The following is a 21,981-nucleotide window of genomic DNA, read 5'->3' on the forward strand; positions in this document are numbered from 1 at the left end:
CCTGCTGGCCAGGGCGTTTATAGCCCCAGCGCCGCCTCTACCACTGCCTCAACAGTAATATTGAAGTGCTTGAACAGGTCACCTGCTGGTGCAGACTCACCAAAGGTGTCCATGCCAATAATTGCACCGTTAAAGCCAACGTACTTGTACCAGCTTTCTTTAGACAGGGCTTCAACTGCTACGCGCTTAACCACGGCAGATGGCAGTACAGCTTCGCGATAGTCTGCATCCTGACGCTCGAATACGTCGGTAGATGGCATAGACACTACGCGGACCGCTTTACCCTGTTCGGTAAGTTGTGCCGCTGCATCAACCGCCAGCTGGACTTCTGAACCAGTGGCAATCAGAATAAACTCAGGCGTACCGTCACAGTCAACCAGTACGTAACCACCGCGAGCAATATCAGCAACTTGTTGTGCGTCACGCGCTTGTTGAGCCAGGCCCTGGCGGCTGAAGATCAAAGACGTTGGACCGTCGTTGCGCAGAATAGCTTGTTTCCAGGCTACGGCAGATTCGACCTGATCACACGGACGCCAGTTGTCCAGGTTTGGTGTAGCGCGCATGGCGACTACCTGCTCTACCGGTTGGTGAGTCGGGCCGTCTTCGCCCAGGCCAATTGAGTCGTGGGTGTACACGAAGATAACCGGTTGTTTCATTAACGCGGCCATGCGTACAGCATTACGGGCATATTCCATGAACATCAGGAAGGTTGCGCCGTAAGCTTTGAAACCGCCGTGCAGGGCAATACCGTTCATGATGGCAGACATACCAAATTCGCGCACACCATAGTAGACGTAGTTACCGCTGGCGTCGTCTTTTTCTACGCCTTTGCTGCCCGACCAGATTGTCAGGTTAGAACCTGCAAGGTCAGCAGAGCCGCCCAGAAATTCAGGCAGTAACGGACCAAACGCATTCAGCGCGTTTTGTGACGCTTTACGGCTGGCAATGTTTTGCGCGTTTGCTTGCAAAGACGCAATGTATTCGTCGGCTTTGGTTTCGAAATCGGCAGGCAGCTCACCAGCTAAACGGCGCTTCAGTTCAGCGGCCAATTCTGGGTACGCTGCAGCGTAATCGTTGAACAATGCATTCCACGCTTGCTCAGCTTCACCGCCTTTGGTTTTGCCATCCCAACCAGCATAAACATCTGCAGGCACTTCAAATGGCGCATGAGACCACCCCAACGCTTCACGGGTCAGTGCGATTTCGTCATCGCCCAGCGGCGCACCGTGGCAGTCTTCTTTACCTTGTTTGTTTGGAGAACCAAAACCAATCACGGTTTTACAACAAATCAGGGTAGGTTTGTCACTTTGTGCTTTCGCCGCTTCAATAGCTGCGTTGATGGCTTCCGGATCGTGACCGTCGATACCAGTAATGACATTCCAGCCGTAAGACTCAAAACGCGCAGGCGTGTTGTCAGTAAACCAGCCTTCTACTTCACCGTCGATTGAGATGCCGTTGTCATCCCAGAACGCGATTAGTTTGTTCAGACCTAAAGTACCGGCGAGTGAACAGGCTTCGTGAGAGATACCTTCCATTAAACAGCCGTCGCCCATAAAGGCATAGGTGTAATGATCAACAACCGGGAAGTTGTCGCGGTTGAACTGCGCCGCCAGCACTTTTTCTGCCAGCGCCATACCTACGGCATTGGTGATACCCTGGCCCAATGGACCTGTGGTGGTTTCAACACCCGGTGCATAGCCATACTCTGGGTGACCAGGTGTTTTAGAGTGCAATTGGCGGAATTGCTTTAATTCGTTAATCGGTAAGTCGTAACCGGTCAGGTGTAACAGTGAATACAACAACATAGAGCCGTGACCATTCGACAGCACAAAGCGGTCGCGGTTCGCCCATTCCGGGTTAGACGGATTGTGTTGTAGGTGATCGCACCACAGCACCTGGGCAATATCTGCCATGCCCATAGGCGCACCAGGGTGACCAGATTTAGCTTGCTGGACGGCATCCATACTTAATGCCCGAACGGCATTGGCGAGTTCTCGACGAGAAGGCATGTTGTCTCCTGAAATAATGAGTGTTGCTGCGGCTCTTGGCGAAGTTGCGAACGAGACGACAGCGATTACGTCTTACACTGGGGCACGTATTGTCGCCCAGTGACTTATCCAGTTCAACGTGTTTTCTGTCTTAGTTGTGGGATTTCCGTAATTTTTGCAACGAAGAACTGATCCCTTGTGTCAAGTAAACGTAACAAATAGACCTTTAGACGTCCAGAAGTAAAGACTGGTATTTATTATTGTGCTTGCTACAATATAGAGATTCAGTTTTTCAAAATATTACGGAGACACCATGGCAGCGCGTTTATTTACATCCGAATCTGTGTCAGAAGGACACCCGGATAAAATTGCCGATCAAATTTCCGATGCGGTCCTCGATGCGATCCTTGAGCAGGACCCAAAGGCACGTGTTGCCTGTGAGACCTACGTAAAAACCGGTATGGTATTAGTCGGCGGTGAAATCACCACGTCTGCCTGGGTAGACATTGAAGAACTCACCCGTCAAACCGTACGCGACATTGGTTACACCCATTCAGACATGGGTTTCGATGCTGACTCATGCGCCGTATTAAACGCCATTGGTAAGCAGTCTCCTGACATCAACCAGGGTGTGGATCGCGCCAGCCCGGAAGAACAGGGTGCCGGTGACCAGGGCTTGATGTTTGGTTATGCGTCAGATGAAACCGACGTATTAATGCCTGCGCCGATTACCTATTCACACCGTTTGGTTCAACGCCAGGCCGAAGTGCGTAAGTCTGGCAAGCTGGATTGGCTTCGCCCGGATGCCAAAAGCCAGGTAACGTTTATTTATGACAACGGCAAGCCGGTTGGTATTGATGCGGTTGTCCTGTCTACCCAGCATTGTGACTCTGTTGCGACCGATACCGTGCGTGAAGCGGTAATGGAAGAAGTGATTAAGCCTGTATTACCTGCTGAGTGGATTTCCAAAGACACCAAATTCCACATTAACCCTACCGGCCGATTTGTAATCGGTGGCCCAATGGGTGACTGCGGTTTGACAGGCCGTAAAATCATTGTAGACACCTACGGCGGTATGGCACGTCACGGTGGTGGTGCATTCTCGGGCAAAGACCCGTCAAAAGTTGACCGTTCAGCCGCATATGCCGGTCGTTATGTTGCCAAGAACATTGTTGCAGCTGGCCTGGCTAAACGCTGTGAGATTCAGGTGTCTTACGCTATTGGTGTAGCAGAGCCAACATCTATCAGCATTGATACCTTTGGTACTAGCAGCGTGGACGAAGCAACCCTGGTTGCGCTGGTGAAAGAGCACTTTGACCTGCGCCCTTATGGCTTAATTCAGATGCTGGATTTGGAACGCCCTATTTACCGCCCTACAGCTGCCTATGGTCACTTTGGCCGCGACGCTTTCCCATGGGAAGCTACCGACAAGGCAGAGGCATTACGCAGCAGCGTAAAATAGCAATATTTGAAAGAAAACCTGCGACTTGGTGTCGCAAACAAAAAAGAGGCACTGGTTGCCTCTTTTTTACGTGTGTAAATAACCCTAGGCGCTAACCGAGCGTGCTTAGTACTGGCAACTCACCATGGCCAGCGTGTCGGGCAAGCCGAACTTTGCCAGGTGAACATTTTGGTATTCACGCCGGTGAGTCACTTCAAATTCAGCGAAATCCGGTGGCAGAAATTGCCTGCTGTTCATTTCTGAGTCGAACTCAACCTCAACAAGCATCAACGGCTCAAGGTGACCCGCAAACACATCGAGAATAAGACTGTGGCCGAAAAAGCCGATGCGATAGCGCTGCTTTTCCACCCGCATGTGCTGCGTTAGCGGCCAGAGTTGTTCGAATTGCTCGGCGCTGATTGCCATTCGGGTATCCTGACGTTTATGTCCAAAACCCTGGCTGATGATCATAGTGTAGTTACCTCCTTCATCCAGGATGCGTACCTGACGCTCCCCATCTGACGAGATATACCCTTGCCTCACCTTTACTGGCTGACGGGTGTCTAACAATCCTTCAGGTAAAAAAGTAACGACAAATTTTCGCTCAATTTCCCATTCTGCACGCATAACTTAGTCCTCGTATACGAACGTGTTCCTGACTTTCTGCTGCGGTACTCCGCTCACCGCAAGATACTTTAACGTTAGTCCACAGAGGGGAATATTTCCATATCATACTGCTGCAGACTGTAAGACTTTACTGCCTGCGTTGTGTTCAGATTTTCTGCTTTCATTCAATAAGTTAGTGAAAATTCTAGCCGCTACTCAAAACACGTATGTAAGCACTAACTTGAGCCTTCATCGCGCATGGGTAAACGGCAAAAAAATAAATTAAAAAATGTAGAAATTATTTTTGGCTGGTTATTGTGATCCGGTTGAATAACGCTATAGTTAATAAAAACACTCAACGAAAAACCGGAACGTTTTAATGCCACTGCGCCGCGCAATCTTATTGTGTTTGGCCGGTAGTTTTAGTAGTCCTCTGCTGGCAAATCAACCTGCTTTTTTACCAGAATCTCCGCTGGTAAGTGCGCCTGCGGACAACGCCCAGTATTTCATTAAGTACCAAAATGCCCGGTTACCGAAATGGCGCTTCGATATTCGGATGAACAGTCGAAGTAATCCTTACGTTCCCACCAATTTGCCACGCGTTGATTTATTGGATTTGGCTGCCGTCAGTCTGTCGGCGCGCCGGGCGGTGACCTCCTCGTCGACCCAGTGGGTTTATGCAACATTACGTAACACACAGTATTTCCTGAACCCGCAGGCAGCGGCCTTGCCGATTACGGGCCATAATGCCACCGCGGCGGGTGTAGGCTGGCAATTCGGTGAACCTTATGGATTTGGATTAGCCGTAGGCTATGAATTTCGGTATGTCGGTGACGAGAACAATAACTCCCTGGTAATGGGTGTGCATTATTACTTCTAACCAGCTCCGGTCAGCCGTCTCAGTTGGGCTTGCTACTTAGCATGAAGTCTACAGCGCTCTTTGCATGTAACGCTGTAGTGTCCAATACCGGTAATGACGAATCCTGGGGAGCAATCAACAAACCGATTTCGGTACAACCTAATATAACCGCCTGCGCCCCGCGTTGTTTTAGCTGTTCAATAATGCGCTGGTATTGCTCTCTTGCGCTATCGAGCACTTTACCCTGACACAATTCGTCGTAAATAACCTGATGAACAATGCGGCGATCTGCCTCGTCCGGAACCATCACGTCTAACCCACCCGCACTCAGGTGATCTTTCAGAAAAGGTTGCTCCATGGTAAACGCCGTACCAAGCAAAGCGACCCGTTGATACCCCTGCTCTTTACAGGCGACGATAATGGCGTCACCAATGTGAATAACGGGGATCTGCACCACTTCCGTGATATTCGCGGCGACTTTGTGCATGGTATTGGTGCAGATTAGGAGCCCTTTAGCGCCCGCTTGTTCGAGTTTTTTGGCAATGTCACACAACGCCGTTGTTAACGCAGGCCAGTTGTTGTCGTGCTGTAACGCGGCGATTTCCGCAAAATCGACACTGTGCAAGATGAGCGGTGCGCTGTGCAATCCGCCACAACGGGCTTTAATACCTTCATTGAGCAACCGGTAATAGAGTGCAGTAGACTCCCAGCTCATGCCGCCGATTAATCCTATGGTGTGCACACTGACTCCTTAACACAGCGAATATTAACGCTGATTCACCACTGTCTTTTGGTTGTTTAGCGCTGCTTGCCGGGTATGAAAAAACGTTTGTTGAATGATTTCAGCGTCTACACTGGCGCGATGCCTGGCTATTGTCAACGATTGCGTTACCCGCTGTTTAACATGCTGCCAATGGTCCATCTGATATTCCGACAACACATATTCCAGCGCGCGTATTTCAAATTGCATGGGTACACCCGCTGCACTGAACAGCTTTATGAGCCAGGGATGGTCAACAACCCAGCCGTCACTGTATACGGTTGTGCCTTTTAAGAAGTCGTTCAGGGCCAGACAGACTGCGGTGCCATCGTTGCCATGAGCAAGCAGGTGCTCGCGGCTCAGCCCGTGCAATGACTCAGCTTCTTGTTCCCAGTGGGTCCAGTCCGGGTAGGGTTTAACTAACTGACAAAATTTGCCGCCGTCCTCCCGAATAACGCCAATTTCAACCGGGTAGCTGTGTGCACCAAACCCACTGGCTTCGATGTCGATAATAGAAGGAACCTGCATAATCACCTTTCGTTATTGTTATTCTTTTAATCATAGTACGTTTTCCCGGGTTAACCCGATGAATACGCCTCTCACGTTTCTGATGCAATCGTTACCGGATAGTTCAGTATCCTTTTCAGCGTCTAAAAACAACGCTGTTTTTTTATTTCTACGCAGAAATCGACTATAACCCTATACAATTACTTAACAATTACTGTGCCAACGAGTATGTTTAAGCGCATTGTTGGAAGCAATTTGAAATGGGCTTATCCCCGAAACCGGATTGTTTGTTATGCTTAACCCACGTATCTGTTATCGGTTGATAACCCACCAGCCAAAAGGAGACTTGCTGTGAAGAGTCGACTGTCACTGCTTAGCGTTACGCATTTGATGTTTAAAACATGTGTTATAGCCTGTTGTGCAGTGTCTTCTGTTTTTGCTGCCCAGCCTGTCGTTATTGGCCTGGATGCAGATATGAGCTCTGTTGCCATTGAAGGTGGTCAGGCGATTAAACGCGGCGCGTTGCTGGCGGTGGATGAAATCAATGCCAATGGCGGGATTTTGGGTCGCAAAGTCGTGCTGGAAATCAGCGACCACCGCGGTAACCCGGCACGGGGCGTAAAAAACATTGAGCAATTTGCCAAAAACCCCAACTTACTGGCAGTGCTAGGTGGGGTTCACACCCCCGTTGCTCTGGCAGAGCTCCCGCTGATTCATGAACACAAATTATTGTATCTCGGCCCTTGGGCGGCGGGCACCAGTATTATCGACAACGAGTATTCGCCCAACTTTGTTTTTCGCATTTCTGTTCGCGACACAGAAGCCGCCAAAGTGATGCTGCGCCATGCAGCGTCACGCGGTATAACCCGGATCGCGTTAGCATTGGAGCGCACTGGCTGGGGCCGCTCTAACCTAGCGTCTCTGGAGCAACACAGTCAGGCTTATGGCATTACCATCACCACGGTGCAATGGGTTAACTGGCGGCAGGAGTCCTTTCAACAGGAAATGGATGCAATAATGGAAAGCGAAGCAGAGGCATTATTTTTGGTGGTTAATGCACCTGAGGGAGTGGTGATTGCCAATACCATGCTGCAACAAAGTACGCCCATCCCCATGATCTCGCACTGGGGCATTGCTGGCGGCGATTTTGTGGCCAAACTGGGGCTTGCCACGTTGAATCAGTTAGACTTTGCGGTTTTACAAACCTTCAGTTTTGAACGTAACCCCGATGGTGCAGTTGAACGACGCGTATTTAATGCTTATCGCGAACGGTTTGACGCTCATGCTCAACCAGATAGTATTCTGGGTGTCGTAGGGCTGGCCCATGCTTATGATTTAGTTCATATTCTGGCAAAAGCCACAGAACAGGCCGGCTCGCTGAATTCAGACGAAATACGCATGGCGTTGGAAAAAATGACAGAGCACAAGGGGTTGATAAAACACTATGCGCCGCCGTTTAGTCCTACTCGCCACGATGCGCTGTTTGCCGATGACTACTTTATGTCATACTACAACGCGCTTGGACATTTAGTGCCTTTTACCGAGGATAATTGATGCCGCGTTTGCCATCGCTCAGGCAATATCTTCAACGCATAATGCTGCCCAAGCTGGCGGCCATTCTGGTGGTATTCACAATACTGATTTTTTCAACGGTATTTTTCACCGCGAACCGCCACATAGCAGAAGTACACCAAGGTTACCTTGACGACCTGACCGACAGTATTGAGCGAAGTATTGATTTAACCCGCACCGAACTGTCGAATATCGCAAACAACGACTTACTGGTTAACGGGCTAATCGACGTAGAATACCAACAGTATTATCTGCCTCTGTTTATCCAGTCCCTGCAAATTACCGGAGATCGCAACTTAAGTCTGGCGTTGTTCAATTTCTCGGGTGAGCGGTTGTTGTTTAAAAACTGGGACGAGCGGGTCCCTAAGCACTACCTGAAAGCCTGGCAGCAGCAAGTACTCAGTGATGCAGACACCTATACCTCGGTAAATGATGACGGCGTATTTATTGCCGCCCCTGTTATGATAAACGGCATGGCCGAGGGTGCGCTGGCACTGTATGTCGACTCATTGCACTGGGTAGTGAGTGATCGCCCGAACGTGGCTACGCAGCTTGTGATTGGCGAAGAAGGAAAGGTGTTGTATTCCAGTCGTCCCAAGCAGTTTCCGGTCGGCACGGAATTCGATACCCTGGATTTAGATGCACAGTACATTGCCAATACAAAGTGGGAAAACTTTCGTCTGGTTAGCTTCGAGCCGGTTATAGATGCCTACAACAACATCTTCTGGCTCATTCCCATCCTGGCACTTGCGGTAGTCTCAATTATCTTAACCAGTCTTTATAGCGTCAGAGCCGCCGCGAACTTGTCTTCACTGACTTTGCAACGTCTACACGAAAACCTCGAACACCAAATCGACAATACTCAGGGCAACAGCGAGATCCGCCAGGAGCCTACCCTGGAAATGTCGCAAATACGCCACGCCTTCGAACAACTCATCGACAGCGTTAACGACCTGTCACTGTCGAACAACCGGTTCAGCAATATCATTAACTCGATGGAAGAGATGTTAATGGTCGTCAATAACGATAATCAGCGACTGCTGTCTAACTCGGCGTTCACCCACTTTCTGGAGCATTATCAGCAATCACTGGATGACATTATTGAAAACGTGCTTCACCTGGCAATACGCACCGACAAGAAACTACAACTGAGCTACCAAAAACCGTCTGGTGAAACCTTGCACGTTAGCTGGAATGCCAGCCCTATGCTAAACACTGAGGGCGAATTCATTGGGCATATTCTAGTAGGCGAGAACATTACCCAGCGGGTTATTCTGGAAAAAGACGTGCTTATTCGCACCCGGGCAATGAACGAAGCGACAGTGAGTATAGTCATTTCCGACGTTACTCAGCCCGACAACCCGCTTATTTACGTAAACAGCGCATTTGAAAAACTTACGGGTTACCGGAAGGCCGAAGTGATTGGCAAGAACTGCCGATTACTGCAAGGCCCGAATACTAACCCGGAACACGTTCAGCAAATATCAGAAGCGCTGCAAGCCGGAAAAGGCGTAGAAATTACCCTGCTTAACTACCGCAAAGACGGTTCTGAGTTTTACAATCAACTCACGCTGTCTCCTATTCAGCAGCGCGATGGCTCGGTCTCACACTTCATCGGTATTCAGCAGGATGTGACACTGCAGGAACAAACATCCCGCTATTTGGAAGAAGCTAAACTTCGGGCCGAGGAGTCTACCCAGCTCAAATCCCGTTTCCTGGCCAGTATGAGCCACGAAATTCGCACGCCCATTAATGGTATCTATGGCATGTTGGGCCTGTTGAACAACGGTAACCTGGATGAAGCACAACAAAACTATGTGCGCATGGCACGCCAGAGTACCAAAGACCTGTTGCACATTATCAACGATATTTTAGATTTCTCGAAAATTGAAGCCGGCAAATTGCTGGTAGAACGGCATGATTTCAACCTGGAGGCATTGCTAAACGAAACCATTGAGCATTATGCGTTTGAAGGTGAGTCCAAAGGGATCCCGGTTGAATTACATTGTTCATTGAGCGAAACATGGGTCAGTGGTGACACTGTTCGCATTCGTCAGATCATCAGCAACTTGCTGAGCAATGCGGTGAAGTTTACCAGCGAAGGAAAAGTCTCAGTCAACGCATCGATAGAACGCGCCGACGATCACTATCGCTTTGATTGTGAAGTATCCGATACCGGTGTAGGCATCGATGCAAGCAAACTCGACAATATCTTTTCCCTGTTTAGCCAGGAAGATGAATCTACGACCCGTCAGTTTGGTGGTACCGGACTGGGGCTGGCCATCAGTAAACAATTGATACAACTGATGGGCGGCGATATTGAGGTCAGCAGCAAGAAAGGCCAGGGCAGTAAATTTAAGTTTCACATACTGCTGTATCCGCCGCTGGAAGCCAGGATACAAACAACCGCAAGCAGTGAAACTGATGCCGTCGAGTCATTTGCCAAGAGCAACAGCAAGCCACTGATTTTGTTAGTAGAAGACAATAACATTAACCAGGTAGTGGCTCGTGAACACCTGAGCGACTGCCGGGTTATGGTAACGACCAACGGCCAACAAGCTCTGGAAGCACTGCAAGGCGCGAAAGCCCATTTCGACCTGATCCTGATGGACTGTCAGATGCCTGTAATGGATGGCTATGAAGCAACCCGCCGGATCCGCGCCGGTGAAGCCGGAGAGCGTTACCAGCAAACCCCCATCATTGCCCTGACCGCCAATGCCATGAAAGGTGACCGTGATACCTGTATTGCCGCAGGCATGAACGACTACATCAGTAAACCGTTTAACGAATCAGAATTGCGTCAGAAAGTGTGGCAGTGGTTTCACATTGCCCACGCTGAATAATCTTGGTGACAGCTGGATCTGGTGTCCGGCACTGACCTGTGTAACACTGAGAGTGATCTAAATCATCCCATTGCCGTTATCGGTATTCTTTTATATATTTTTTCACACTGAGATTATGGACGCATCGCTCAATAAGGTAACTGATACTTCAACCCGGCATTTCCGCTTCTTCGACTTTATGTTGGCCGCTACCTGCATTTTAATTGTCTGCTCTAACATCATAGGTGCGGGCAAGGTTGCAGAAATAGCAGGCTTTACATTCGGTGCCGGGGTCATTTTCTTCCCACTGTCTTATGTATTAGGCGATGTGCTTACCGAAGTGTACGGCTATCAACGCGCGCGCCGGGCAATTTGGGCGGGATTCTTCGCAGCAGCATTTGCCGCTTTTATGGCCTGGTTTATTACCGAGATGCCACCCGCGTCAGGATGGAATTCAGATGTCGGCGGCATCACGCGTCAGGACAGCTTTGCTATGAATTTTGGTCAGGCCCCGCGTATTGTGCTGGCGTCAGTACTGGCTATCTGGCTGGGCGAGTTTGCCAATGCCTTTGTGATGGCAAAAATGAAAGTCATGTCCAAAGGCAAGGCGCTGTATCAACGCACCATTGGTTCAACCATTGTCGGTCAGGCTGTAGACTCAGCGGTGTTTTACCCCATCGCGTTTTGGGGTATCTGGACACCAGAGCTTATTCTTACCGTAATGCTCACCAATTACGCGTTAAAAGTATTGTGGGAAGTGCTGCTCACGCCGGTCACTTACAAAGTCATAGCGGTATTAAAACGTGCCGAAGGGGTAGATGTGTATGACGAGCACACTAACTTCACGCCCTTTTCAATTAAATAAAAGCTACTCCACCCGTTTACGCCGGGCAGGGGTAGTCCTTTATTACAATTGAAAGCGCTGAATTTGCCCGTGTAAGGTTTCAGCCAACTGACTAAGCTGTTCGGCGTTGGCGGCAACCATCTCAGTAGCTTCATTCACTTCACTGGTTACCGACATAATGTGTTTAACATGCGCGTCGATATCGCCGGCAACCACCGTTTGTTCTTCGGTGGTCTGTGAAATATCTTCTGTCATGGCATGCACGCTGTGCATATCTGCGGCCGTACCGGCCAGTACCGATACAGCGTGCTCTGTGAGGGCGCGGGCTTTTTCAGCCTGTGATTCGCTTTGTTCCATAGCCTTAACAGAACTGTCCACACTGGACTGCAACCGCTCAATGGCCTGACGTACCACGTCTGTAGAGGTTCGGGTACGTGAGGCTAGCTTGCGAACTTCATCGGCAACCACCGCAAAACCGCGACCAGATTCACCGGCTCTGGCTGCTTCAATGGCCGCATTTAACGCCAGCAGGTTGGTTTGCTCGGAAATACTCTCTATTTCAACCAAGACCTCGGCAATTTGCGCGGTGTCTTTTTCCAATGATCGCAACCGTGAAGCGGTGTTGCCCACCACGCCAGACAGCGCCCCTACCATAGACTCAGACGCGTCCAATTCAGTGCGACTTTCGTGGACCCGCTCATTAACAGTATCGCCCAGCGTGGTTGTTTCGGCACTTTGCTTACATATAGCGTCTATGGTCGCCAGCAGGCTTTCAACGCCGGTGTGCATTTGGTGGGTAACATTGACCTGATCGGTACTGCCCTTGTGCGACTGTAACGAAGCGGCGGACAATTGCTGAGCGCTGCCGTGCAATTGTGTTGCCGACGATGACAACTGTTGAATTAGTGACACCATATTATCGAGCATGGTATTCACCGCTTTACCCATCCTCCCGAGCTCGTTGTCGGCCTGATACGTTACCCGGTGTGACAGGTTTGCAGCTGCCATGTCATCAATAACCGCTTCGATTTCGTGCAGCGGAACCACAATTGAGCGCACCAGCCACAAAGCAATCAGCAATAAAAGCGAACCAATGATTGCAACGCCTCCAAGACTGTAGATGAGATCCTGTTTTACCGCACTGTGAATATCGGCCAGATACACGCCGGAACCAACGACCCATCCCCAGGGGGCAAAGGCCTTTACATAACTGATTTTGTCTTCGGCAACAGACTCACCGGCTGCGCGCCACTGATACTCAAAAAAGGCGCCCTCGGACTGCCCCGTAGTGACCAAAGCAGACATATTGGAAAACACGGTAACGCCGTCTTCACTTACCGCATTGGCAAAATTTTTACCCCTTACGGCAGGCTGCTGACCATGCCCAATCATGTCGACGGACTGATTCAATACAAAGAAATAGCCATCCTTACCAAACTGCTGCGCATTGAGCACTTCCAGCGCCTGCTCGCGTGCCTGCGCTTCAGTAAGTATGCCCTGCTCGGCGCGTTGATAGAAATAGTGAACCTGACTTGTGGCAGCATCCACCAAACGCTGCAAGTGCTGCTTTTGGTGTTGTACCGCATCACGATATTGGCTGCGTAAATTAACGGTTTCCAGTGCCAGCATTGCTAGCAACGACAATAACAGTATAACGAGTAGACGAGTCCTTACAGACCAGGATGTTGCAAGCATAACTACATAAATTCAATAACTTATGAACGCTGAACCTACATGAAAATAATTCCCATTACCAGAAATTTTTATAAAAAAATATACATAAATAGAACTTTATAAATAAAAAACCTTCACTATATCAAGGCGTTTTTAATCGGATTGTGCGTATCTGTTTTGAGCGTGGAATGTGAATGATGACCAGGCAGCACGGGCGTAATACGAGGAATAGCAGGCGTGTTCGACCTTGCACAAAATGTTGCTAACAAAGATAAATATGCGCTGCTGACGCAAAAAAAAGCGCCGCTATTTTGCAATAGCAGCGCTCACTCAGCAGGACTTAATTAAAACGTAGCGTTGAAATTAATTGCAGTAGTGCGAGGTGCACCAATCCAGGCAGCACCTGTAGCAATTGTGCCCAGGTAGCTTTCGTCCATCAGGTTGTTAATGGTCAGACGAACGTCAATTTGTTCAATGCCGGATACTGGTTGTTCCAGCGTCGCGCCCAGATAGAAATCACTCACTGAATAAGCATCAACAGTAAACGACCCGGCAGAACGATCACCCACGTACTTGGTAGACAGGCCCGCACTGTAGATATCGCGCTGATAGTCGAGGCTGATGACTGCCATGTCTTCCGGCGTACCGATAACCTGCACCCCTTCTGATCCCTCATCGGTATACTCAGAGCTGTTATGGGTGTAAGACACGTAAACACCAAAGGATTCGGTGACCTGATAATCCACAGCCAGTTCAATACCGTCTGACTCAATACCACCGTCATTGATATAACCACCCGCAACTGATTCAAGGAAATCAATGCCGCTCACGTCTTCGTTGCTAACAAAACGGATACGGTTTTCAAAGCTAATGCTGTAGTAGGTCAGGCTGGCATTCAGGCCCGGCATGGCATAGCGAATACCTACATCGATGTTTTCTGCGGTTTCTGGCTCGACTTTGCTTAAGTCGGCGTCGTCACGCTCCAGCACAACATCTTTAATGGCCGCGTAGTTTTCTGCGTAGCCGGCGAAGACTTCTACGCCCTCAACAGGCAGCGGCGCTACCACACCAGCCGACAGCAGGACGTCTGAGTCTGAAGAAACAGCCAGGTTATTCGCGCTGTCAAAGCGGTCTTTCTTTTCAACATCTACATTGAATTGCTTAGCACCTAGGCGAACTTTCGCTACGTTGAAATCCAGTTCGTCTTCGACATAGAACATCAGGGTTTCTACCGGGAATTCACGGCTGTACTGGATCCAGTAAGGCACGTGATCAAACTCATAACTGACTTTTGAGTCGATGATTTTTTGCCAGCTGCGGGTTTCTTCACGGTTGTAGTCTTCATACCACATACCACCGCGCAAGGTGTTTTGCATATCGCCAATCATAGTTGTCCATACCGCATCAACGTTGATACCCGCACGTTGTTTTTTATAGTTGGTATGGCGATACGAACTCACCGGAATTGCATTATCCGGGTAACAAGCCGGATCATATTCTGCGCCGCCACCGCCGTATGGAAAGGTCAGAGAGCTGGCACATCCCTCTTCCGGCGTGAGTGCCATACCATTGGCATCGACAAAAAAGATTTGCCCGAGCACTGAGCCGCCCATCGCCGTGTTGCCGTGAACCAGTTCAGAATGGCCATTTGTACCATCGTCCGTTACATCCACAATGTAAGGTGGGATCCAGTCGCCGCGACCTTTGTTGTCGTGGTAATAGGCGTTGGCTTTGACTTCTACATCGCCGAACGTCATGTTTGCTTCCAGATAAGCGAACCAGTTTTCACGCAAGGTAGACCAACCGCGGCGGTATGACTGGTCGATATACGGAATACCCGACCAGTCAGAGGTTAGTTGATCCCATTCCGGGTTTTGCTCGAACTGGCTCAAACCATAGATACGCTGATAGTTATCTTCATGGCTGTCGTCATAAGACAGATACGCCGTGATGTCCATATCGTCCAGGTAGCTGACAATCTTTGCCGCATAGTGATCGCGATTGGCTTCGCCAACTTCGTCCATCCAGTCGTTGTTATTCTGTGACGACAAGCTCATCCACGCATAGGTGTTTGGCGCGATTTCGCCCGTTTCCAGTCGTACATATGTCTTTTGCGCACCAAAGTCGCCGGTTGTTGCACTTACTACCAGCTGTTCATCCATACCCGGGTTTATGGTCGTGAAGTTCAGTGTTCCGCCAAGTGCTTCGTTCGAGCGTGATGCCACATCCGCCGTACCCTGAGATACCTCAACCGCACGCAGGTTTTCGGTGTCGATGTAGCGATTGGCTTTTGCGCCCCCGCCGTAGTTAGAGTTACCGTTGGCAATGCCATCTACCGTAATACCAATTTGCTGCTGGCTTAAATCAACCTGAAAACCACGGATAGAAATACTCGTAGACCAGTCATCTGAACCGAAGGTGTCACCTTCGTTAATCAGTACACCAGGCAGGTTGTCTACCGCTGCCAACACGCTGGTCAGGCTGGTCTGCTGTTTCAGCATAGGCTCATCAGTGGCGTTATTTGCGTAGGACACGCTACGACCGATAACCGTCACTTCTTCGATTTCGTCCGGCACCTCTACGGCAGCGTCATCTGCCTGCACGGCAGTGCTAGTGGTAACAGAAAATGCGCTGATTACTGCCAGTGCCAGTAACGAACGCTTAGGCATCATTGTGGTGTTCATGTGTGTTCCTTTAGCTATTATTTGAATAGTGATGGCGCGATAGGCTAGAGCCGCAGAATGACAAATCCATGAACGAAACTTGACCATTCGGTGAAGGAATAATGACAGTTAATTCATTGTGTTATCGCTTGAATTTGTAAAGTTATTGTTAATTTAAAGCTTGTGGAGAATTAACCTTAAAAAAAATAGGGAAAAAGAAACAAAATGAAGTGGAGATTCGTCTGATTTTTACTAGCCTTAAACTAAAGTGGAAATAAAACAACGACGATGATCACCTATCAATCGGTTCACGTAGACTCAGACTCGGAGACCCTTACTGCAAAGCTTCATGAATTTCATGATGCGATTCTCCGTGACCACACACATATCATCCGGGTTGCCTGTGCGCTATACGAGGAGAAAACGGACTACCTGAAAACCTTCATTCACAGCACCCGGGATGGTCATGCCATCACGGCGTATCAGGCAAAGTTGAGCGAAGTACCTTCTTTAAATGCACTGGCTGAGCATCAGGAATGCCGGGTAATTGACAACGTCCAACTCGAGATTAAACCCGGCACGGAACATTCCGACTGGTTGTTAGACCAAGGGTATGTGAGTTCATTTACCGTCCCTATTTACCATCACAACCGATTAATTGGTTTTCTTTTTCTGGACAGTGACAAGTCCAATGCATTTTCAGAACAAACACAACGACAATTACTGGTTAAATGTAACCAAATTGCAGAAGTCGTTTCCTGCGAAGTCGCCACCGCCCGCTTGCTCATTGCTACTGCTTCTGCCATACGCAATGTCGCAGGGTTGCGGGATTTTGAAACCGGTATGCACCTGACACGTATGGCGGAATTCAGTAAACTGATTGCACAAAATATGCCTGCAAAATATGGCCTGAATGACGAGATAATTGAGCATATTTACCTGTTTGCGCCGCTACACGATATCGGCAAAATCGGGATCCCTGACGCCATTTTGTTAAAGAAAGGCAAACTGACTGACGAAGAACGTCAGATCATGCAGGCTCACGTCACCAAAGGGGTAACTATTGCAGATCAAATACTCGAAAATTTCGGCCTGCTCGACTTAAAAACCGCGCGAATTATGCGCAACATCATTGCATGTCACCACGAGTATATGGACGGCTCTGGATACCCCAAAGGTGTAAAGGGCGACGAAGTGCCGGTGGAAGCGCGTATTGTTACAGTCGCCGACATTTTTGACGCTCTCACTCACGAGCGACCTTATAAAAAGCCCTGGTCAATTCCCGATGCGTTAGCTGAATTACGAAAGATGGTAGATTTGGGCAAACTGGATGAAAACTGCGTGAATGCGTTAGCGTCATCAATGAACGATGCCCGCTTCATCGTAAAAGAATACAACGATTCCTAAACTGCGATCCTCAAAGAAAAGTCGGAGATGGCCGTAAGCCGTGTGTCGATTAATTGAGACTATAGCATATCAATAAGTTAAGTTATTTCAATCACTTTTGTGTGACACTCTAAGTCGTACTTTGTGTGACAAGAGAAATAACTTACTCATTCTCTAACTTCTAAAAAAACTGTATTTATAAACAGTTAGCCTAGTTTACATAAAATGATAAGCTTAAATTACGCTTAAACATGGATGACTTACGGTGTACAAAGTAATAAAAACAGAAGCTAATAATGATAAAGCCAGCACAATGGAAACTAAGGCACTTCTTTATCTCGCAAGTCAACATCAGTCCTCTGATATCATACATGCATACTCAATAGATTGTTTTAACGATGTATCCGGTTTATGTGAGTCCTACAATATATGGGATGTACAAGCTAAAAATGAGAAAAACCTAAGACCTAGGAAGATAGGAGAATACCTTCTCACTTTATTTGAAAATTATACCTCTTCATTCTCAAATAAATTTAAAGAATATCTATTTTTCATGCCTACCCTCAATCGAATGTACATTCATAAAGATTTAAAAGAATATGGATTGAATAATTTCAAAATTGAATATATTAACAAAATAAAACAAGGGCTAAGTAGCAAAGTATCAGACAGCAAAAAAAATAAAATAAGTTCATTCCTAGATAAAGTTTTGTTTGTAGAGGCTGTCCAAGATGACGGTTATTACATCGAAAAGCTTTCACAATTTAATGTCAGCAAAAAAATTAAAGAGTCTTATTTTCAAGAAGTATTCAAAGAAATTAAACACACTCAATCTTCAAAAAAAAATAGCAGCATTGAAGGTAAGATACTTAGTGCTCCAGAAGATGCATTGATGTTAGATAGACACCTAACCTATCACGAACTACAAACATTTATTCTTAATAGAATGGTTGGTTTTTCATTTACGGACGTCAGTGGCATACCCTCAAGCTTGTTTAACTGGTTGTTCACTCTTAAACTCGCAAATGAAGATTTCGATCAAAGTACATACATCAGGGATGTTAAATCTAAAATATTCAGATCATATTTTGACAAATCAAACGAGAAATACTTTTGGAAATTATTCGAGGAAATACACTTAGCCATTTATGAAGATGAAAAGGCAAATATAATAGAAATTCTAAACAATATAAAACCTAACACAATAGATAAATGTTATTTTATGGATCAAGACTCAACACTGTACTTAATATCAATAATCAAAGACGGCTTGTCCCAACATGATAATTAAAAAATTTGGATTCGGAAACAGCAAGGAAGCATTCATCCTAGATGAACTAAAAGAAAATTTAAATATAATCTTTAGTGATGACAATAATAAAGGCAAAACTATTTGCTTGCAATCATTATTTTTTTCACTTGGAAACAACCCAATATTTCCCGAAAGCTTTAACTATAAAGAATATTATCATTACGTAGTAGTCAAAACCAATAAAAAGACAATAGAAATAATTAGAAAGGAAAATACCTTTTGTACTATAGCAGATGGTGCCTTTCGATTCTTTAGCTCACAGGCAGAATTTAAGTTATTTTTTAGTGAAAATATATACCCGTTACCTGAAATACTTCATAAAGATAGAATAAAGAAGCCAGATCTTGAGCTATTCCACCAATTAAATTTCGTCGGCCAAGATAAAAGAAATACATCTACAATCTTTAACACAGGATTCTATTCTAAGTCTGATTTCGTAAACCTTCTTTATTCTGTAGTAGGCATCTACGGAATTGAAGGAAACTCAGATGATAGAAACAAACTAACCTCTGAAATAAGCGGAATAAAAGAAAAGATTAAAAAGCTGAACAAAGAAATTGAAAGGTTAGACAAAAATAGCAAAATATTGGAAAATGTTAAACTGTCCATGAGCAGAAACTCCTTCACAATATTAGAAGAACAGATTGAGAAAACAAATAAAGAAACTTCTGAACTCACGAAAGAAAGAAATAAATTTTTAAGGCAAAAAACAAATAACACAAACTTAATAAAAGAACTTAAATCACTAAACAGAAATTTAGACCTCGGTAAAGTCCAATGCTTAGACTGTGGCAGTCTTAATATCAACTACAAAGTTAGAAACATTTCATTCGATATTAGTAATAAAGGAGTTAGAGATTCGATAATTAAATCGATTGAAAATGACACCAACATCATTATCGAAGAGTTAGAAAGGGTTGAATCTGATATTGAAGAAAATAAGCAAAAGGTCGACGAGCTTTTAGAGGACTCAACACCAGAAGCTAGAGATTATTTTTTGTTTAAAGGTGAGGTGGTCGAGTCAGGGAAACTTGATAAGGAAATAAAATCCCTGCAAGAGGAATTACGTAGCAAAGAATCAATACTTGAGAAAAATAAAAATTTCAATATTGAAGTCAAAGAGAAGCAAAATTCATTCATGAATTCACTAATTGAAGAAATGAATAGAATTTATAAATTAGTTGATCCAATTGGAAAGCTGACCTTTAGAGATTTATTCACAAAAAGAAATGAGAATTACTCTGGAAGCAGCGAGCAAGAGTTTTATTTTTCAAAAACCCTTGCAGTAGCAAAACTGACAGGGCATGGACTACCAATTGTTATTGACTCTTTCAGAGACAGAGAGTTATCTACTGAAAAAGAAATTAAAATGTTAGAAATTTTTGAGCGCATTGATAATCAGGTAATAATTACATCAACACTTAAAAAGGAAGAGTATAACGAGGCTGGTCGTTATCAAAGTTACAAAGACGTCCTTGCAATAGATTTTAGTCAGATAGAACCTTTTAAAATTTTGTCTCAAAATGTCAGTGGAAGATTTATTGAAATATTAAAGGAATTTAATATTTTGATTGATGAGTAAGAGATAATGTCTGGGTTTTAAGCATAAAATATCAGCCCTATAGAAAAAGCTGATAATTTCAAAATATCAACGGTATCGATATACAGTAGCTCTGCTTATACCTAGCTTTTTAGCCACTTCAGTAGGCCTGTAGCCGTCTTTTAGCAATGACCTTACTGCTTCCTCATCTGTAGTCTTTTTACGCCCCTGATAGGCTTCTGGGCGCTCCTGTTTAACTTTTGCTATACCTGCCAACTGTCTTTCTTTACGCAGATTAGTTTCAAACTCAGCAAATACACCAAGCATTTGAAGAAATGCATTACCTGATGCTGTAGATGTATCGATCTTCTGGTCAAGTATCTCTAGTGAAGCATTCTTATCTTTTATTGTTTCAACAATGTCTAGCAGGTCTTTTAGGTTTCTACCTAACCTATCAAGTTTCCACACCACCAGCTTATCACCATCATTTATCATATCGAGCATGAGGGACAGTACATCCCTTGTGTCTACAGAAGTTCCACTTTTTTTCTCATGACGAATAACGATATCAGGATAAGCTTTACGCATAGCTTGTTCCTGCATTGATGTATCTTGATCTAGCGTACTAACGCGACAATATCCAAAAATAGTCATAGTTCAATCTCATTTGGGTTTAGACCCTTGAGAGAATATGTGTTTTTTATCTCATATTCAACCCTAATGAGACACTTTGTTACTGTATCGTATGGGTATAGCCTATTGAGATAAGATACCAAGCACATTTTTGCGTTAAGCAAGACGTGTTTATATTTATATTGCAATGAGATCATAAAATTGAGAATGTAAATCAAAATCAAATAGATAGTAGAACCCATACTATGAACTCAACCAACGAAAGAATGAAGTGGATACTATTCTGGTCTTTCCTAATTCCTTTTTTGCTAGCTGTATTTGGCACTTTAGCCTCTGTTTTTCTTGGTTTTGGTTCTCCAACGCAAAATGAACGTGAGTTATTAGTAACCGCCTTTCTGGTTGAATTGGCAGCGTGTATTATTGCTTTGTTTTATTCTATTTTTGGCCTAAAACGCTCAGCAAATGATTCAGAACAAATTGAAAATAGTAAGCTTGAGTCCAAGGTAGAAGAGTTAGATTCCAAAATTTTGTTATTAGTAGAGAGGCTAAATGAATACAGTAACCCATCTCAGTTGAGTGAAGTAAACATTCCGGAGAGGACTTCTGAACGCCCAAATTTCATTCAAGAATTGTTCCCACACCTTGACATCATCGCAAAAGTAACTACACCTCCGCCGTTTGACATAGAGGAATACACCATTCATCCAACTTGGGGGGAGATTGGAGAAGATATTGATTCTGCAAAGCCTTATGAGCGTACATCCAAGCGAGAAAATTATGTCGGACTTAAAGTTCAATGGATATGTACATATGAAAATTACTACAGCTCGAATAATCAGCAAATCTTAAACCTTAACGGTGATAGGACAATGCATAGTATTACTGCGGTACTTAAAGAAGGTTTAGATATAACAAGATTAAAAACTATGGACAAATTAAGTCCTATGTGGGTTGCTGGTCAGATTAAAGATATAGAAGGAATTGGATTAACGCTAGAGCAAGTCGAGTTTAAGCCCATTCAAATTGAATGAGATATAATCAAAATTGTTTAGTGAAATTCATAATTAATTAGTTAGATTCTGAGTTGCTTAACTGCCGTTTCCAAAGACACTATTACATCATCAAAAGGAATGATGAATTTATCATCTTCAGGGTGCCTGAGAGCCAATAAGTTACTCAGTAGCACCTCTACTTGCTCCATACGTGCATTTGCTTCCTGAATCGCTCTGTGGGCTTCCTGAGAGGAGTATTCGATTGTTAAGAAGGACATGTAGTTAGTTCCATAAAATCAAGTGGACGGAGTAATTATTAATTATGGTTTGGGTAAATACACCTGTATCAAATACTAGTTCTAATAGATAGATTCAGCTTGCC

Annotated in this window: 17 protein-coding genes; 9 read left to right on the top strand and 8 right to left on the bottom strand. The window is 45.7% G+C overall.

The annotated features are described in order from the left end of the window. Window positions 1–17 precede the first annotated feature (17 nt). Entirely contained in the window at window positions 18–2,009 is a 1,992-nt protein-coding gene (gene tkt / locus BUB81_RS06640) for a transketolase (RefSeq protein WP_073320128.1), read from the bottom strand. Window positions 2,010–2,301: 292 nt separating this feature from the next. On the opposite strand from tkt, the gene metK reads away from it, so the two are divergent. Next, on the top strand, window positions 2,302–3,450 hold the full coding sequence (metK, locus tag BUB81_RS06645; RefSeq protein WP_073320130.1) for a methionine adenosyltransferase: 1,149 nt from the start codon (window positions 2,302–2,304) through the stop codon (window positions 3,448–3,450). Between the two features lie 105 nt (window positions 3,451–3,555). Here the strand turns inward: metK and BUB81_RS06650 are convergent, their stop codons facing one another. Then, a complete protein-coding gene (locus tag BUB81_RS06650) occupies window positions 3,556–4,056 on the bottom strand; it encodes a CYTH domain-containing protein (RefSeq protein WP_073320133.1) in 501 nt (166 codons plus the stop codon). A 358-nt stretch (window positions 4,057–4,414) separates the two neighbouring features. Here BUB81_RS06650 and BUB81_RS06655 point away from each other — a divergent pair, with 358 nt between their 5' ends. Then, complete coding sequence (locus tag BUB81_RS06655; protein WP_073320136.1) at window positions 4,415–4,915, top strand: hypothetical protein; 501 nt, start codon at window positions 4,415–4,417, stop codon at window positions 4,913–4,915. 19 nt (window positions 4,916–4,934) lie between these two features. Here the strand turns inward: BUB81_RS06655 and BUB81_RS06660 are convergent, their stop codons facing one another. Together BUB81_RS06660 and BUB81_RS06665 are read right to left on the bottom strand one after the other, a co-directional pair. Beyond that, complete coding sequence (locus BUB81_RS06660; protein ID WP_073320139.1) at window positions 4,935–5,636, bottom strand: aspartate/glutamate racemase family protein; 702 nt, start codon at window positions 5,634–5,636, stop codon at window positions 4,935–4,937. A 24-nt stretch (window positions 5,637–5,660) separates the two neighbouring features. After that, the gene (locus BUB81_RS06665; RefSeq protein ID WP_073320142.1) at window positions 5,661–6,182 is read right to left on the bottom strand and encodes a 3'-5' exonuclease; all 522 of its coding nucleotides are present in this window, start codon (window positions 6,180–6,182) and stop codon (window positions 5,661–5,663) included. Between the two features lie 330 nt (window positions 6,183–6,512). On the opposite strand from BUB81_RS06665, the gene BUB81_RS06670 reads away from it, so the two are divergent. The 3 genes from BUB81_RS06670 to BUB81_RS06680 all read left to right on the top strand — a co-directional run bounded on the left by BUB81_RS06670 (window position 6,513) and on the right by BUB81_RS06680 (window position 11,420). Further along, window positions 6,513–7,715: an ABC transporter substrate-binding protein gene (locus tag BUB81_RS06670; protein ID WP_245819129.1), complete on the top strand. Its 1,203-nt coding sequence runs from the start codon at window positions 6,513–6,515 to the stop codon at window positions 7,713–7,715. Continuing rightward, a complete protein-coding gene (locus BUB81_RS06675) occupies window positions 7,715–10,576 on the top strand; it encodes a hybrid sensor histidine kinase/response regulator (RefSeq protein WP_073320145.1) in 2,862 nt (953 codons plus the stop codon). Before BUB81_RS06670 ends, BUB81_RS06675 begins: the two co-directional genes overlap by 1 nt. Window positions 10,577–10,691: 115 nt before the next feature. Then, a complete protein-coding gene (locus BUB81_RS06680; RefSeq protein ID WP_139241521.1) occupies window positions 10,692–11,420 on the top strand; it encodes a queuosine precursor transporter in 729 nt (242 codons plus the stop codon). A 42-nt stretch (window positions 11,421–11,462) separates the two neighbouring features. Here the strand turns inward: BUB81_RS06680 and BUB81_RS06685 are convergent, their stop codons facing one another. Continuing rightward, window positions 11,463–13,094 (bottom strand): methyl-accepting chemotaxis protein, encoded by a 1,632-nt coding sequence (locus BUB81_RS06685; RefSeq protein ID WP_084526286.1) that lies wholly within the window; start codon window positions 13,092–13,094, stop codon window positions 11,463–11,465. Window positions 13,095–13,417: 323 nt separating this feature from the next. Continuing rightward, window positions 13,418–15,757, bottom strand: a complete 2,340-nt coding sequence (locus tag BUB81_RS06690) for a TonB-dependent receptor (protein ID WP_073320151.1) — start codon at window positions 15,755–15,757, stop codon at window positions 13,418–13,420. Between the two features lie 267 nt (window positions 15,758–16,024). On the opposite strand from BUB81_RS06690, the gene BUB81_RS06695 reads away from it, so the two are divergent. The 3 genes from BUB81_RS06695 (at window position 16,025) to BUB81_RS06705 (ending at window position 20,016) form a co-directional block, all read left to right on the top strand. Beyond that, the gene (locus BUB81_RS06695) at window positions 16,025–17,143 is read left to right on the top strand and encodes an HD-GYP domain-containing protein (protein WP_073320154.1); all 1,119 of its coding nucleotides are present in this window, start codon (window positions 16,025–16,027) and stop codon (window positions 17,141–17,143) included. 244 nt (window positions 17,144–17,387) lie between these two features. After that, on the top strand, window positions 17,388–18,413 hold the full coding sequence (locus BUB81_RS06700; RefSeq protein ID WP_073320157.1) for a hypothetical protein: 1,026 nt from the start codon (window positions 17,388–17,390) through the stop codon (window positions 18,411–18,413). Then, a complete protein-coding gene (locus BUB81_RS06705) occupies window positions 18,403–20,016 on the top strand; it encodes a hypothetical protein (RefSeq protein WP_073320160.1) in 1,614 nt (537 codons plus the stop codon). The genes BUB81_RS06700 and BUB81_RS06705 overlap by 11 nt, the downstream gene beginning before the upstream one ends. 66 nt (window positions 20,017–20,082) lie before the next feature. Here BUB81_RS06705 and BUB81_RS06710 read toward each other — a convergent pair whose 3' ends face one another. Further along, window positions 20,083–20,628 (bottom strand): recombinase family protein, encoded by a 546-nt coding sequence (locus BUB81_RS06710; RefSeq protein WP_073320163.1) that lies wholly within the window; start codon window positions 20,626–20,628, stop codon window positions 20,083–20,085. Between the two features lie 224 nt (window positions 20,629–20,852). Between BUB81_RS06710 and BUB81_RS06715 the strand changes: the two genes are divergently transcribed. After that, window positions 20,853–21,638 (top strand): hypothetical protein, encoded by a 786-nt coding sequence (locus BUB81_RS06715; protein ID WP_073320166.1) that lies wholly within the window; start codon window positions 20,853–20,855, stop codon window positions 21,636–21,638. 41 nt (window positions 21,639–21,679) lie between these two features. On the opposite strand, the gene BUB81_RS06720 is transcribed toward BUB81_RS06715, so the two are convergent. After that, window positions 21,680–21,877: a hypothetical protein gene (locus BUB81_RS06720; protein ID WP_073320170.1), complete on the bottom strand. Its 198-nt coding sequence runs from the start codon at window positions 21,875–21,877 to the stop codon at window positions 21,680–21,682. Window positions 21,878–21,981 lie beyond the last annotated feature (104 nt).

The sequence above is a fragment of the Marisediminitalea aggregata genome (assembly GCF_900129565.1).
GTDB lineage: Bacteria > Pseudomonadota > Gammaproteobacteria > Enterobacterales > Alteromonadaceae > Alteromonas > Alteromonas aggregata.

What these genes read in the sequence shown, in the direction of transcription:
- tkt (WP_073320128.1), bottom strand. Translation starts at nt 2,009, where the DNA reads ATGCCTTCTCGTCGAGAACTCGCCAATGCCGTTCGGGCATTAAGTATG.
- metK (WP_073320130.1), top strand. Translation starts at nt 2,302, where the DNA reads ATGGCAGCGCGTTTATTTACATCCGAATCTGTGTCAGAAGGACACCCG.
- BUB81_RS06650 (WP_073320133.1), bottom strand. Translation starts at nt 4,056, where the DNA reads ATGCGTGCAGAATGGGAAATTGAGCGAAAATTTGTCGTTACTTTTTTA.
- BUB81_RS06655 (WP_073320136.1), top strand. Translation starts at nt 4,415, where the DNA reads ATGCCACTGCGCCGCGCAATCTTATTGTGTTTGGCCGGTAGTTTTAGT.
- BUB81_RS06665 (WP_073320142.1), bottom strand. Translation starts at nt 6,182, where the DNA reads ATGCAGGTTCCTTCTATTATCGACATCGAAGCCAGTGGGTTTGGTGCA.
- BUB81_RS06675 (WP_073320145.1), top strand. Translation starts at nt 7,715, where the DNA reads ATGCCGCGTTTGCCATCGCTCAGGCAATATCTTCAACGCATAATGCTG.
- BUB81_RS06680 (WP_139241521.1), top strand. Translation starts at nt 10,692, where the DNA reads ATGGACGCATCGCTCAATAAGGTAACTGATACTTCAACCCGGCATTTC.
- BUB81_RS06685 (WP_084526286.1), bottom strand. Translation starts at nt 13,094, where the DNA reads ATGCTTGCAACATCCTGGTCTGTAAGGACTCGTCTACTCGTTATACTG.
- BUB81_RS06690 (WP_073320151.1), bottom strand. Translation starts at nt 15,757, where the DNA reads ATGAACACCACAATGATGCCTAAGCGTTCGTTACTGGCACTGGCAGTA.
- BUB81_RS06695 (WP_073320154.1), top strand. Translation starts at nt 16,025, where the DNA reads ATGATCACCTATCAATCGGTTCACGTAGACTCAGACTCGGAGACCCTT.
- BUB81_RS06705 (WP_073320160.1), top strand. Translation starts at nt 18,403, where the DNA reads ATGATAATTAAAAAATTTGGATTCGGAAACAGCAAGGAAGCATTCATC.
- BUB81_RS06710 (WP_073320163.1), bottom strand. Translation starts at nt 20,628, where the DNA reads ATGACTATTTTTGGATATTGTCGCGTTAGTACGCTAGATCAAGATACA.
- BUB81_RS06715 (WP_073320166.1), top strand. Translation starts at nt 20,853, where the DNA reads ATGAACTCAACCAACGAAAGAATGAAGTGGATACTATTCTGGTCTTTC.
- BUB81_RS06720 (WP_073320170.1), bottom strand. Translation starts at nt 21,877, where the DNA reads ATGTCCTTCTTAACAATCGAATACTCCTCTCAGGAAGCCCACAGAGCG.